We start from the raw sequence: 12,323 nt of genomic DNA on the forward strand, positions 1-12,323 counted from the left end.
CTACTCCCCTGTCGTCTGCTGTTTCTTGGCAGACTTGGCCTTGCCCTGATAGAGGCGCTGCACGGCACCGGCATCGAGGGCGCTGCCACTGCCGTCGTAGCGTGCGCCGCGGGCCCAGTGCTCCCCATGACTCTGGGCGCGATACTGGTTGCGCAGTACCAGACAAGCGCCGGGCGATGCCAAAGATACGCCTCTGGCATAGCGGCAGGTGTCGGATTGCAAGGTGGCGTCAAGCTCGACCTCATACGCTTGCTGGGTCACCGGGATGAAGGTGAGGCGGGTCTCCAGCGCCAGCCACTGGGCCAACTGCTGGCGCAGAGCTTCCGGAGTTGACTCCCGGCTCCCGGGTTGCGGGCCCGTGATCGTCAGGTGCAGGGATCCTGCCTCCAGCCGGTTGGCCAGCGGGGCCAGTTGCCATTGCAGCTGTTGTTGCAGTTGCGACGGGGCAACCCGGAACTGCAGCTGATCCTTGAGGGAGGCGGCAGGGGGTTGGGTGGTGCAGGCCATCAGCGGTAACGCCAGGGCCAGCAACAGTGTCTCTCTTAACATGGTCACTTCCCTCAGTAGCTGTAGCCGTAGTTGCCAAACAGGCGAGTAGCTTGCGCGCCCGGTCGCTCGGTTGACCCCATATCGGTGAAGAACAGCCGCTCGAACCGGCTCGGCGCCCGATAGTGATCCAGCGGCGTCGACAGGGAGAGGGGATCGCTGGTGGGCTGCACCAGACGGGCGGTGGCGATGATCACCAGTTCGCTCTCCTGGTTCTTGAAGCTGTTGCTGCCAAAGAAGGGGGCCAGCCCGGGGATCTCGCCGAGGAAGGGCAAGGCCTCGCTGCTCTGGTTGCGATGGGTACGCACCAGGCCCGCCAGGGCGAAGCTCTGCCCATCTGCCAGCTCTATGGTGGTGGTGGTGCGACGGGTTTCTATGCCCGGCACCACGACCCCGGCGATGGAGACGCTGTTCTCGCGGCTCAGGGTCGACACTTCGGGTGAAACCGTCAGGCTGATGCGGCTGTTGTCGAGCAAGGTGGGAGTCAGCTCCAGCGAGATGCCGAACTTCTTGAATTCGATCTCGGGCCCGTTATCCCCATTGCCCACCGGGAAGGGGAACTCGCCACCGGACATGAAGGTGGCGGCCTCACCGGATTTGGCCGTCAGGTTCGGCTCGGCCAGCACATTGACCAGGCTGTTCTCCACCAGTGCATCTATGATGGCGTTGATGTAGACCACATCCTTCTTGCCGCCCCAACTGCCCCGTTCGGCGGGTTTGGGGAAACGGTTGCCCGGCGAGACACCCAGCTGCAAGTACTCCCCCATGGCGCTCCAGCGCAATCCCAGTTGTTCACTGGTGGTGCGCTGCATCTCGACGATGCGCACCGATATGTTGATCTGATCCGAGCCCGCCAGACGCAACTGGTTGATGACGTTCGCATATTGCCCGCTGCCACCACCGGCGACCGCCGCCCCCTCATCCTGATTGCCGCTCTGAGGCTGAGCGGGGGCGACTGGGCCAGAGGGAACTCCCTGAGGCTGAATGCCTTTGGCGAACGCCTCCACCATGGCCAGGATCTCGTGGGCTTGCAGCGGACTGGTTACCTCCCCCGCCACCACTATGGCGCCGCCAGACTCGCTGAAGGTGAGTCGACTTTGGGGAAAATGCTGCCTGGCCAGTTGCTTGAGGGGGGCAAGATCCGCCACCACCTGCACCCGGTAGTGACCCAGGGTGCGGCCATCCTGCGCAGTGACCACCAGATCGGTGCGGCCGACCTTGCGACCATAGATCAGCAATTGCTGATCGGAGGGGCTGTGTACCCGCACCAACTCCGAGTTGGCGACGAAGGCATCCAGCACGGGTTCATCGAAATTGAGCAGGGTGGACTGCTCGGGGGTGAGAGTCAGGCTCTCTGCCGCCACTGCCCATAACGGCAGCAGGGCGAGCACCATGGCGAGTGTTCGCAACATCGTGTCCTTTCTGGGTTGATTAAGGTTGGCGGTTACGGTCGTTGCCGTCGCCATAACTGATCCGGACTCCGTGACCCGGAATGGCCCTCGGATTCTGGCCACTGGCCACCTGCTCGGCCCATATCAGGCTCCCTTCCGGCAGGGCAACAGCCTCGCTGCCCGCAGGGGCACCCTGGGCCGAGCGCAGCACCAGTGCCAGCTCTCCCAATCGATGGGCCAGCAACAGACGGGCTGCCGCCCGCGGGGCCAGCTCGAAGGTCACGGCCACTTGATCGAAGTTGTCCTGCGCCGCCGCAGTGCCGTTGAGCGCGGCGATATCGGTCACCTGGGCATCGATGGCCAGCAACTTGATGTCGGTCAGAATGATCTCCGCCGACTGGTTGCTGGTCACCTCGGCCCCTTGCGCATTGTGCTGACGGGCATGCTTGCTGGTGAGGATCACATCCACCCGGTTGCCGGGCCGGATCAGGCCATGGCTGGCCGCCTCCCGCCCCAGCGCCAGGGTCACAGCCCGCATCCCCGGCGCCATCATGGCTGAGAGATAGTGGCTCTGCTCCGGGCGCACCAGATCATCAGACGAGACAATCTGCCCCGACTCCAGGGTACGGGTGACCAGACTTCCCTTGAGTGCCTTGGTATCGGTAAAGCCGAACAGGAAAAGTCCCGGCAGATTCATCTCCTCGGCGGCGGGCAGGGTTTGCCAGACCAGATCCTCGGGATGGATAAAGGAGCCGGCCTGTACCCTATGGGCGGCCACCAGCACCTGGGCGACCCTGTCGGAAGCTGTCGATTCCGATGTCAGGTCTCGCGATGGAACTGTCTTCTGCGGCGCCGGTTCAACCGGCCAGAAGGCAGCCAGCGTCGCCGCCAGCACCAGCAGTGCAGCGATAAGAGAGAAGAGTTTCTTCATAGGTGTGACTACATAAATAGAGGAGTGGTCAGACTCGCCGCCCACAAAATGGCGAATCCATAAGGCACAGTGACGGGCTCGGGAGATGGCCGGAAACGGGTGTAAGCCAGGCATATGAGGCTGAGCACGCCACCCGAGAAGGCCATCCAGAGTAGCAACTCGGGCCAGCGTCCGGATGCACCATAGAGGCAGACCGCCAGCAACTTGCTGTCACCGGCCCCGCACCAGCCTCTGTGATAGGCAAACAGCCCCAGCAGCAGGGTCAGCAGGGCCAGGGTCAACGAAAGCGGATTGAACGGCAGCAGCCAAAGCGCCCAGAGTGCCAGTACCAGCACAGCCAGGTTGGGGATACGCCGCTCAAACAGGTCGCTGACCAGACACCAGCACACCATCAATATGGCCAGCCACTGCCCGAGCGCTGTCACTTGCCCGCGGCATCCATGTTCAACCCCGCCACTATGGCGGTGAACTTCTCCTTCAAGGCCGTGATGAAGATCCCGTCCGAGCCGAAGATCGCGAGGATCCCGGCCGCCAGCCCCGCCGCCAGAATGCCGTATTCGATCGCTGTGGCGCCGGTGTCATCCTTCAGATAGTCCCCAAGGTAATCCCAAACTCGCATCTTCATTTTATTGTCCCTGTTTTTTATGCCTGAAATTAAACAGCGACAATATAATATTGAGATCACAAACGAGAATCAATATCATTATCATCAAATGAAATAATTCGCAGAGTGAATTTTCGTTTTTGACACTTTTAACAGCAAAAAAATCTGCACTAATCGTTCAACTCGCAAGAAGAGACTGGTTCAGCAGCTTATTCACCTATACAACAATAATGGAGTCGATCTTGTTCAGGATAACGCGCCCCCTGATCCTGGCCCTCTGCTGCGCAACCTTGCTGGCATGCAAAGCCGAGCTGGGTACCCCGGATCAGGAAGGAAACAACGGCAACACCAGCGGTAATAACGGCAGCAGTCAAACCACGCCTACCCCCCCGGATCCCGTGACCCCGCCATCGGACAACAACACCGGGAACAACGGCAGCGGCACGGGTTCGGGGAGCAGCAGCGGAAACGGCAACACAGGCACTGTGACCCCGCCTACACCACCGGATCAACCGGACAAGGCACCAGATCCCGCCACCAAACCCACCAGCCTGGATCTGGCGGGGGCGCTCTCCATCACACACGAGCAGGGAGCCCAATTCGATATCCAGCTCTGCGCCGACAAGGTGTGCGTGACTCAGAGCGCCCTGGCCGACGGCAGCTTTGGGTTCAAACTCAAGCTGAGCCAGTGGCCTCAGGATAAACCACTGAGGTTGACCGCCAGCAACCGCCAGCAGAGTGCGCCTATCCTCAGCAGTCAGCTGCCCTCGCTGGAGCAACTGCTCAAGCAGGATCAGAATGGGGATGGCATCATCACCGAGCAGGAGGCCCCCCATCTGCACCTCTCCCCCATGCTGCTGGCATACCAGAGCCTCACCACGGCACTGCAAAAACGGGAAGGCAGGCAGGATGTCACTGCCCTGCTGGTCAGCGATCCACAGCTCAATCACGGCATGGCCCGCGAGCTGACCGCGCTGCTGCAACTGGTACTCGATGGCGACATTCCCCTCCCGGTCAGCGAGATCACCCAGTTGGCCGAACACCTGGTCGCCTACCAGCAAGTTCAGCCAGGTGCTGACCTGCGAGAAGGGCTGTTGAACTATGCCGTCCAGCAAGGGACGGCACTGCCTGTCGATACGGAGACCATGCTGGCTGCTGCGGTCAAAGCCATGGCAGCCCTCGACACCCGCACCCCGGCCTATCAGCTGCACGCCACCTTCTACCCTCATCGACAGCTGACCCTCCAGGGAATATTCCCCTCGCGGCTTGGCGAGCCGACCGTCATGGTGGAGATAGGCGCCAAGCCCAATCACGATGGCCTTAACCAGTACTACTTCAAACCGGAACGCCCAATACGGCCACAGCGACTCCCCGTCAGGGCACTGGATGGCAAGGTACTTGACGGTCTGCCCGTCAAACAGGGCAACCAGTACAGTCTCACCCTCGCACTGCCGGACCTCAACAATACCTTCACCACTTGCCAGCCTGGCGAGAGCGAGACCAGCGACGACCTGATGCAGGACACCCTCACCCTGGTGGTACAGGATGAGAAGAGCGAGGTGGAGTTGCGATCCGTACTTGGATCCCTGTGCGAACTGGTCAAGCAGGACGGCAACCGGGACGGCATCCTCACCGCCAGCGAATTCCCGCGCCTGCAAGTGGGCTATACCAGCACGGCCCAGCAAGCCCTGCTGCTCAAAACCACACTCAGTGCCAGCATGGGCTCTTTCCTGGGCTGGCAAGCCTGGACCCTGGCGGAGCTGGATCAAAAACTCAAGGCACTGCCGAGGCATCAGGTCGAGCTGCTGGCAGCCATGGTCGCCCTGCAGGCCGAGGGGGAGCTCTGGCAGCAGCCCGTCAACCTGATCGAGGGCACTGATTTTCGCCAGCAACTGCTGAGCTGGCTGGAGATCAACATGGCCAATGAATATTCAACCGTGTCTCGCAACAATCAGATACCGGACCTGTTCAAACTGGAATCCGCCATCGCCGACAATAGCGGGCTGGGCCCCCTGTTGAATGCCAATCCAAACAAGAACATCTCCCACATCATCAAGGCGGCGGCCGGTCTGATCCGCAACTCGGAAAGCGATGCACTTCTCTATCCCGGTACCAGCACACCGGGTAGCTGGGTCTCCCCCTATCCCAACAGCCCCCTATCCCCCGTCTGTCAGCGCGAGGTGTTGTCAGATCAAGTGATCGGCCTGGCCATTCTGGGCCAGGGCCGTGATCAGGATGGCAGCCACTGGGTCACCCTTGGCTGGCAACCTCAGGAGGGGGCGAGTCAGTATCGGATTGGCTGGGGGAAAACCCCGTTTGAGCATATTGAAAACGCCGAACAGCAAGGCATCAGCCAGCAGACTCGCATCACGCTCAAGGGTCTCCCTCGCTATCAGGACTACCAGATAAGAGTGATGAGCGAAGGCGGCACCATCAGCGCGCCCCTCCACTATCGGACGGGCCAGTTGCATGTGGCCGATACCCGCATCACCCACAGCATGGGAGACGATGACGGCAAGCGGGGACGGGATCTGGACAATCGCTGCGATCCTCTGAGCGGTCAGGCCGTCAACAGCAATCAGGATGGGGTGCTTGGCGCTCGCTACATCAAGCTGGACAGCCAGGGACAACCCCTGCCACGGCAAGACCTCTCCTACAAACAGTTGCCCTTCGCCTGCGTGGTCGATGCCTTGAGCGGACTGGTATGGGAAACCAAGGTGCAGCACAAGGATGGGGAATCCTCCCTGCACGATGACAAGAGCCTGTTTGCCTATGACGATATCCAGAGCGACAACGCCTTCAACGGCAGCTGCTATGACCCGCAAAGTGGCACCCTGGCAAGTGATAGAAGCCGTTGCAACCTGAAACGTCAGGTCAATCAGGTCAATCAGAGCAAGCTGTGCGGCCTGGATAACTGGCGCGCCCCGAGTCAGCAGGAGTTCTACGGCATCATGACCCTGACCAAAGAGAACCCCATAGCGCTCGATACCCGTTATTTCCCGCTCTATTCCGGCCTGACATACACCTACGGCAAATGGAACGAGCTGGAAGGTATCTTTTACGGCTTCTGGACGGCAGATGTCATGCCAGTGAGTCGCCCGGTCGGCACCTGGAGCCAGGATGATGGCGGGCCGGATGCCTACAAGGTACGGCCAGGCTCTGACCTCAGAGGCAGTATCGCCCGCCAGTATCAACCCCATTACGTCATGCTGGTCAGCGATGGCTTCAAGGTCACAGGAGAATAAGATGCACCGCTATTTCCCCCCCCTATTGCTGATCGCCACCCTGTTGCCGGTCACCAGCCAGGCCCACGAGTGCCTGCCTGGCTATCAGGACGATCACAGCCGTTTCGTCAGCGAGCAGGTCGACACGGCCGAGGGCAAGCTGAACGTGGTCAACGACAGAGCCACAGGTCTGCAGTGGCTCTATTGCCCCTATGGTCAGCACGCCAGTACCGATGGCACCGGCTGCGAGGGCACACCCGCGTTTATTTCAACCCGCGCCAACGCTGAAGAGAATCCCTTGATGGGCGTCATCAAACAGGCCAACGACCGGCTTGGTACACCCGCACAACCCTGGCGGGCCCCCGACATCAAGGAACTGTTTACCCTCTACAACAACCAGTGCCAGCCGGCCATTTATGCGGCACAAGGTTACCCTGCGACATCCCTCCAATCACAGATAGCGGCAGACAAAGAAACCCTGTGTGCTGACGCAGCCTCCAAGTGGGATGAGGTAACCGAGCAGTGGATCGAGGCTCCCGATGATGTCAAAACTGCATGCCGCGCAGCTGAACAACAACTTTGGGCACTGACCAACATCGCCTTTGGTTCAGACAGCTCGGGGGAGGAAGGATACGACTTTCTGAACTTTGCCGGCAGCGGGGAAACCTTCAACGTTGGCGGAATAGGATTATCCAGCGTCATGCTGCGACTGGTCCGCCCCATCCCCACCATTGAGGAGTGATCCCATCGGCCAGAGGGCCAGGCGCCCTCTGGCTATTTTTTCCATGGCTTTTACTTCCGCCAAGGGAGTAGGTATGATTCGGCCAGCGTAAAAGACTTGAATGGATGATCTGAACTCGATATGCGGATGAAACACCTGATTGCCGCGGCCCTGACCGCCCTCACCCTGTCCGGTTGCAGCCTGGTCTATCGCATCGATATTCCCCAGGGCAACTATGTGGAACAAAAACAGGTCGACAAACTGCGCCAGGGCATGACCCGCGAACAGGTCGAGTTCGTGCTGGGCTCCGCCATGCTGCGCGATGGTTTTGACCCGAACACCTGGTATTACCTCTATGAATTCCAGCCGGGTCGCGGCGAAAAAGAGCGCAAAGAGCTCACCGTAACCTTCGCCAACGACAAGCTGGCCACGGTCACCGGCGACTTCCCGTTACCAGCGGCCTTCCACACCCCGCTCTGATCGCATTCACAAAACCGGCCCAGCGCCGGTTTTGTTTTATCTCGTTCGCAAGGAGTGCTTGATGAGCCAGATCCTGATTGCCGGTGCCAGCGGACTGATCGGCACAGCCCTTGTCCGCCAACTCGATCCCGCTCACTCACTGACCCTACTCTGTCGCAAGGCGGGTGCTTCCCAACCCCGGCATCACTGGCTGCCAGCCGACTTCGAACAACTGACGGATCTGGACCTGCCCTCTCCTGTCGACATCGCCTTCTGCTGCCTGGGCACCACCCGCAAGCAGGCAGGCTCTGACGACGCATTTCGTCGGGTCGACCACGACTATGTGCTGGCTTTTGCCCAGCTCGCTCGCCGCCACGGCTGTCAACGCCTCATTGTCGTCTCGAGTCTGGGAGCCAACCCACGCTCACCGGCCCTCTATCCCCGCACCAAGGGGCAGATGGAACAGGCCTTGCTGGCACAATCCTGGCCACGGCTTGCCATAGTGCGCCCCGCCATGCTGCTCGGCAACCGCCAGCCACCGCGCCGTTCCGAACAATTTTTTCAGGCACTCTATCCGCTGCTGCGCCCCCTGCTCATCGGCAAGTTGCGCCGCTGGCGCGCCATCGACGCCAGCCAGGTCGCCCACGCCATGATAGTGCTCAGCCAGCAGGAACATGGTATCGAGCTGGTGGAGAACGAGCGCCTGCTCGCCATGTAACCTCTTCGCCCTCTGGCGGGGACGATTTAAAGAACTCGCCAACCCGACAGCAGTGCGGTCGGCAAAAAACAAAAAGGCGCCTAGGCGCCTTTTGTGATCACAGCGCTCGGCATCAGGCCGAGTCTGCATCCCCTCGCTTGCGGTTGGTATTGGGCCGGCCGCCAGTCACCACATCGGCGCGTCCTTCTTCTTTGGCCTTCTCTGCCCGCTTCTTGCGCATCTCTTTCGGATCGGCAATGAGCGGACGGTAGATCTCGATGCGATCCCCATCCAGCAGCAACTCGGAACCCTTGACCGGACGGCTGTAGATACCGAACTTGTTGACCGACAGATCGATCTCCGGGTGCTTGGTCACTATGCCGGACTGCTCGATGGCAGCCAGCACGCTTGTCTCGGGGGCAACCCGGATGCGCAGCACCGTCTGGCGCTCGGGCAGGGCATACACCACCTCGATATTGAGTAAATCAGACACCGTACACCACCTTGGCGCGGTTGGAGAAAGCGAGCACCATGGAACCCACCAGATCGCGGAAAATCTGGCCAAATGCCAGCTCGATCAACTTGGACGTGAATTCGAAATCAAGGTCGAACTCGACCTTGCAGGCATCCACATCCAGCGGCGTAAAGGTCCACCAGCCAGCCAGTTTGCTGAAGGGGCCGTCCACCAGCTCCATTTTTATCTGCCGGTTGGCATCGAGCTGGTTGCGAGTGGTAAACGTCTTGGCAATTCCCGCCTTGGCCACATCCACCGAGGCCGTCATGTAGTCATTGCCGGTTTCGTGAACGCGGCTGCCGACACAACCGGGCAGAAACTCCGGATAAGCGTGAACATCATTGACCAGCCGGAACATTTGTTCGGCACTGAACATCACCAGGGCACTGCGAGTAATACGGGGCATGGGTTTTCCTCATCCAATCGGGCCGATTTTATCACCTTGTCAGCTAAAATCACCGCCGAAACTGCTCACAATGCCGTCACTCAAGCGGTTGCGCGTTTTACCACCGCCGCCACCCACCTATAAATCACCGTCCCGGCCAACATCGCCGCCGAAACTGCTCACAATGCCATCACTCAAGCGGTTGCGCGTTTTACCGCCGCCGCCACCCACCTCTAAATCACCTTCCCGGCCAAAATCACCGCCGAAACTGCTCACAAAGCCGCCACTTGAGCGGTTGCGCGTTTTACAGCCGTCGCCACCCACGTATAATGCGCCTTCCTAATCATTGCCAAAGGCGCCCGTCATGAGCAAAAAGAACAGTAAAAACAAAGCCGGGTCCAGCACCATTGCACTCAACAGAACCGCCCGTCACGAGTACTTCATCGAAGAACGTGTGGAAGCCGGTCTGTCCCTGCAAGGGTGGGAAGTCAAATCCCTGCGGGCGGGCAAGGCCAACATCAGCGAAGCCTATGTCATCTTCATGCAAGGCGAAGCCTTCCTGTTCGGCTCCACTTTCTTGCCACTGAATGCCGCCTCCAGCCACGTGGTGTGTGACCCGACTCGCACCCGCAAACTCCTGCTGAGCCGCCATGAGCTCGACAAGCTGGAGAGCCTGACTGCCCGTCAGGGCTACACCATAGTGCCGCTGGCACTTTACTGGAAAGAGTGCTGGGTCAAGGTCGAGATCGGCCTGGTAAAAGGCAAGAAAGAACACGACAAGCGGGAAGACACCAAGGCCCGCGAATGGGATCGGGAGAAAGCCCGCATCATGAAGAACAAGCATCGCGGCTGATTGTGCGCCGCCAGCGCTTGCGCGGCGTCCAATAAACCAGCAATCGACCGGCCAAGGCCGGTCGATTGCTATCAACGCCTTGCCATAACAGGATTTTTGCGTACAATCGCTTTTGACAACTTGGGGCTGATTCTGGATTCGACAAGATTCACGAAACCCAAGGTGCATGCCGAGGTGCGGTAGGCCTCGTTAACAAACCGCAAAAAAATAGTCGCAAACGACGAAAACTACGCACTAGCAGCTTAATAACCTGCATAGAGCCCTTCTACCCTAGCTTGCCTGTGTCCTAGGGAATCGGAAGGTCATCCTTCACAGGATCGTGTGGAAGTCCTGCTCGGGGCGGAAGCATTAAAACCAATCGAGCTAGTCAATTCGTGGCGTGTCTCTCCGCAGCGGGTTGGCGAATGTAAAGAGTGACTAAGCATGTAGTACCGAGGATGTAGTAATTTTGGACGGGGGTTCAAATCCCCCCAGCTCCACCAAACAATGTTCCGGCCGGGAACGAAGAAGTACAGAAACCCGCACAGCGTAAGGCTTTGCGGGTTTTTTGTTGTCCGTAAAAGTCCGGGGGAGTCGCCAGAAGCCAGCTCATTTAGTACCATTATTAGTACCACAGGGGCTGTGGTACTAATAATGGTACTAAGAGGCAACATGGACAAGAAGACACGCGAGACCGGAACAAACCGGCTAACCGACACTAAGGTGAAAACTGCCAAGGCAGAAACCAAAGAATCAACCTTGCCTGATGGCGAAGGGCTAGAGCTGAGGGTTAAGCCTAACGGCGGGAAGCGATGGGTTTTCAAATACCAGAGACCAGCCGATAAGAAACGCACCAACATGGGATTTGGTACTTATCCAGAAGTATCCCTTGCTGCAGCCAGAGAACGGCGGCGAGAAGCCCGCACTCTGCTGGCCCAAGGCATTGATCCCAAGCTCCACAAAGAAGAACAGATCGCCACAGCCCAAGCTGAACAAGAAGCCAGTGCCAACACGTTCGAGCGCATGGCCAGCAAATGGCTAGAACTGAAACGCCACGACGTATCAGAAGCCTATGCCGCAGATTCGTGGCGCTCTCTTGAGCTATATGTGCTGCCCTTCATTGGCGACCTGCCCATCGATCAGATTCGTGCCCCTAAAGTCATTGAGATACTTCGCCCTATAGAAGCTGATGGCAAGCATGAGACTGTGCGTCGCCTCTGTCAGCGGATAAACGAGATCCTCGACTACAGCGTTAATCATGGCCTTCTCCATGCCAACCCCTGCTCTGCCGTTCGCAAGGTATTCAAGAAACCCACCAAAAAGCATATGCCGACACTCAAGCCAGAAGAGTTGCCGCTTCTTATGGCTGACATTGCCAATGGACGGCTAGATCCCACAACGCGCTGCCAAATTGAATGGAGCCTGCATACCTTGGTTCGCCCAGGCGAATCAGCCGGTACTCGTTGGGATGAGATCGACATGGAGGGCAAAGTCTGGAACATCCCCGCCGAGCGGATGAAGATGGATCGCTCGCACCGAGTGCCCCTGACACCACAAGCAATATCCCTGCTGGAACGGATGAGGCCGATTAGCGGTCACCGCCACTTTGTATTCCCCGGCTACCGCGACCCACTTAGCCATATTAACGATCAGAGCGCGAATGCTGCGCTGAAGCGGCTGGGCTACGGCGGACGGCTGGTGGCTCATGGCTTGCGCTCGCTAGGGAGTACCATCCTGAACGAACAGGGGTTCAACCCGGATGCCATCGAGGCGGCGCTATCCCATGCTGACGAAAATGAGATCCGCCGTGCCTATAACCGCTCAGATTACTTCGAGCAACGGGAGATCATGATGGGCTGGTGGAGCAACCATATCGAGCAAGCTAGCCAAGGAAACCTCTCTCTGGCGAGCGGTTTTAAAGCATTGAGGGTGGTGGGCGAGTAACCCATATCTGACAAATTACCGGGCCTAGAGCGATTGATCAAACAGGCGATAACCCTGCTCGCAGGCCCTGCCCCC

General features: G+C 59.1%; 14 protein-coding genes and 1 other RNA gene. 7 read left to right on the plus strand and 8 right to left on the minus strand.

Features of this window, described 5'->3' with window-relative positions:
- Genes ONZ54_RS15510 through ONZ54_RS15530 form a run of 5 tightly spaced genes read right to left on the minus strand, consistent with a single transcriptional unit; the run spans position 1 to position 3,493 of the window.
- Positions 1 to 549, minus strand: a complete 549-nt coding sequence (locus ONZ54_RS15510; RefSeq protein WP_271786596.1) for a pilus assembly protein FlpD — start codon at positions 547 to 549, stop codon at positions 1 to 3.
- 11 nt (positions 550 to 560) lie between these two features.
- On the minus strand, positions 561 to 1,958 hold the full coding sequence (gene flpC / locus ONZ54_RS15515; RefSeq protein WP_096119227.1) for a type 4 pilus assembly secretin FlpC: 1,398 nt from the start codon (positions 1,956 to 1,958) through the stop codon (positions 561 to 563).
- A 19-nt stretch (positions 1,959 to 1,977) separates the two neighbouring features.
- Positions 1,978 to 2,868 carry a Flp pilus assembly protein CpaB gene (gene cpaB / locus ONZ54_RS15520; protein ID WP_271786597.1) on the minus strand — a complete coding sequence of 297 codons (891 nt, stop codon included), beginning with the start codon at positions 2,866 to 2,868 and terminating at the stop codon, positions 1,978 to 1,980.
- A gap of 8 nt (positions 2,869 to 2,876) precedes the next feature.
- Entirely contained in the window at positions 2,877 to 3,293 is a 417-nt protein-coding gene (locus tag ONZ54_RS15525) for a prepilin peptidase (RefSeq protein WP_271786598.1), read from the minus strand.
- Positions 3,290 to 3,493, minus strand: coding sequence for a Flp family type IVb pilin (locus ONZ54_RS15530; RefSeq protein ID WP_005312855.1), 204 nt, complete (start codon positions 3,491 to 3,493; stop codon positions 3,290 to 3,292). Before ONZ54_RS15530 ends, ONZ54_RS15525 begins: the two co-directional genes overlap by 4 nt.
- Positions 3,494 to 3,714: 221 nt before the next feature.
- Here ONZ54_RS15530 and ONZ54_RS15535 point away from each other — a divergent pair, with 221 nt between their 5' ends.
- The 4 genes from ONZ54_RS15535 to ONZ54_RS15550 all read left to right on the plus strand — a co-directional run bounded on the left by ONZ54_RS15535 (position 3,715) and on the right by ONZ54_RS15550 (position 8,594).
- A complete protein-coding gene (locus ONZ54_RS15535; protein ID WP_271786599.1) occupies positions 3,715 to 6,717 on the plus strand; it encodes a DUF1566 domain-containing protein in 3,003 nt (1,000 codons plus the stop codon).
- A gap of 1 nt (position 6,718) precedes the next feature.
- Positions 6,719 to 7,438, plus strand: a complete 720-nt coding sequence (locus tag ONZ54_RS15540; RefSeq protein ID WP_271786600.1) for an Lcl C-terminal domain-containing protein — start codon at positions 6,719 to 6,721, stop codon at positions 7,436 to 7,438.
- Between the two features lie 120 nt (positions 7,439 to 7,558).
- Positions 7,559 to 7,897: an outer membrane protein assembly factor BamE gene (locus ONZ54_RS15545; RefSeq protein ID WP_011898937.1), complete on the plus strand. Its 339-nt coding sequence runs from the start codon at positions 7,559 to 7,561 to the stop codon at positions 7,895 to 7,897.
- Between the two features lie 61 nt (positions 7,898 to 7,958).
- Complete coding sequence (locus ONZ54_RS15550) at positions 7,959 to 8,594, plus strand: NAD(P)H-binding protein (protein ID WP_271786601.1); 636 nt, start codon at positions 7,959 to 7,961, stop codon at positions 8,592 to 8,594.
- A gap of 112 nt (positions 8,595 to 8,706) precedes the next feature.
- Here ONZ54_RS15550 and ONZ54_RS15555 read toward each other — a convergent pair whose 3' ends face one another.
- The 3 genes from ONZ54_RS15555 to ONZ54_RS15565 form a co-directional block, all read right to left on the minus strand.
- Entirely contained in the window at positions 8,707 to 9,066 is a 360-nt protein-coding gene (locus ONZ54_RS15555) for an RnfH family protein (RefSeq protein WP_271786602.1), read from the minus strand.
- A complete protein-coding gene (locus tag ONZ54_RS15560; RefSeq protein ID WP_005312837.1) occupies positions 9,059 to 9,493 on the minus strand; it encodes an SRPBCC family protein in 435 nt (144 codons plus the stop codon). Before ONZ54_RS15560 ends, ONZ54_RS15555 begins: the two co-directional genes overlap by 8 nt.
- Positions 9,494 to 9,610: 117 nt before the next feature.
- A complete protein-coding gene (locus tag ONZ54_RS15565) occupies positions 9,611 to 9,796 on the minus strand; it encodes a hypothetical protein (protein ID WP_271786603.1) in 186 nt (61 codons plus the stop codon).
- Between the two features lie 40 nt (positions 9,797 to 9,836).
- On the opposite strand from ONZ54_RS15565, the gene smpB reads away from it, so the two are divergent.
- From smpB to ONZ54_RS15580, 3 genes are all read left to right on the plus strand, one after another.
- Entirely contained in the window at positions 9,837 to 10,325 is a 489-nt protein-coding gene (gene smpB / locus ONZ54_RS15570) for an SsrA-binding protein SmpB (RefSeq protein WP_005312834.1), read from the plus strand.
- Between the two features lie 122 nt (positions 10,326 to 10,447).
- Positions 10,448 to 10,807, plus strand: a transfer-messenger RNA (tmRNA) gene (ssrA, locus tag ONZ54_RS15575).
- Between the two features lie 169 nt (positions 10,808 to 10,976).
- Positions 10,977 to 12,248 carry an integrase domain-containing protein gene (locus ONZ54_RS15580; RefSeq protein WP_271786604.1) on the plus strand — a complete coding sequence of 424 codons (1,272 nt, stop codon included), beginning with the start codon at positions 10,977 to 10,979 and terminating at the stop codon, positions 12,246 to 12,248.
- Positions 12,249 to 12,323: the final 75 nt, after the last annotated feature.

Origin of the sequence: Aeromonas salmonicida (assembly GCF_028355655.1) — a bacterium.
In the GTDB taxonomy this organism is placed as follows: Bacteria; Pseudomonadota; Gammaproteobacteria; order Enterobacterales; family Aeromonadaceae; genus Aeromonas; species Aeromonas salmonicida.

Coding starts and splice junctions, on each gene's coding strand:
- ONZ54_RS15510 (WP_271786596.1), bottom strand. CDS start 549: ATGTTAAGAGAGACACTGTTGCTGGCCCTGGCGTTACCGCTGATGGCC.
- flpC (WP_096119227.1), bottom strand. CDS start 1,958: ATGTTGCGAACACTCGCCATGGTGCTCGCCCTGCTGCCGTTATGGGCA.
- cpaB (WP_271786597.1), bottom strand. CDS start 2,868: ATGAAGAAACTCTTCTCTCTTATCGCTGCACTGCTGGTGCTGGCGGCG.
- ONZ54_RS15530 (WP_005312855.1), bottom strand. CDS start 3,493: ATGAAGATGCGAGTTTGGGATTACCTTGGGGACTATCTGAAGGATGAC.
- ONZ54_RS15540 (WP_271786600.1), top strand. CDS start 6,719: ATGCACCGCTATTTCCCCCCCCTATTGCTGATCGCCACCCTGTTGCCG.
- ONZ54_RS15545 (WP_011898937.1), top strand. CDS start 7,559: ATGCGGATGAAACACCTGATTGCCGCGGCCCTGACCGCCCTCACCCTG.
- ONZ54_RS15550 (WP_271786601.1), top strand. CDS start 7,959: ATGAGCCAGATCCTGATTGCCGGTGCCAGCGGACTGATCGGCACAGCC.
- ONZ54_RS15560 (WP_005312837.1), bottom strand. CDS start 9,493: ATGCCCCGTATTACTCGCAGTGCCCTGGTGATGTTCAGTGCCGAACAA.
- smpB (WP_005312834.1), top strand. CDS start 9,837: ATGAGCAAAAAGAACAGTAAAAACAAAGCCGGGTCCAGCACCATTGCA.
- ONZ54_RS15580 (WP_271786604.1), top strand. CDS start 10,977: ATGGACAAGAAGACACGCGAGACCGGAACAAACCGGCTAACCGACACT.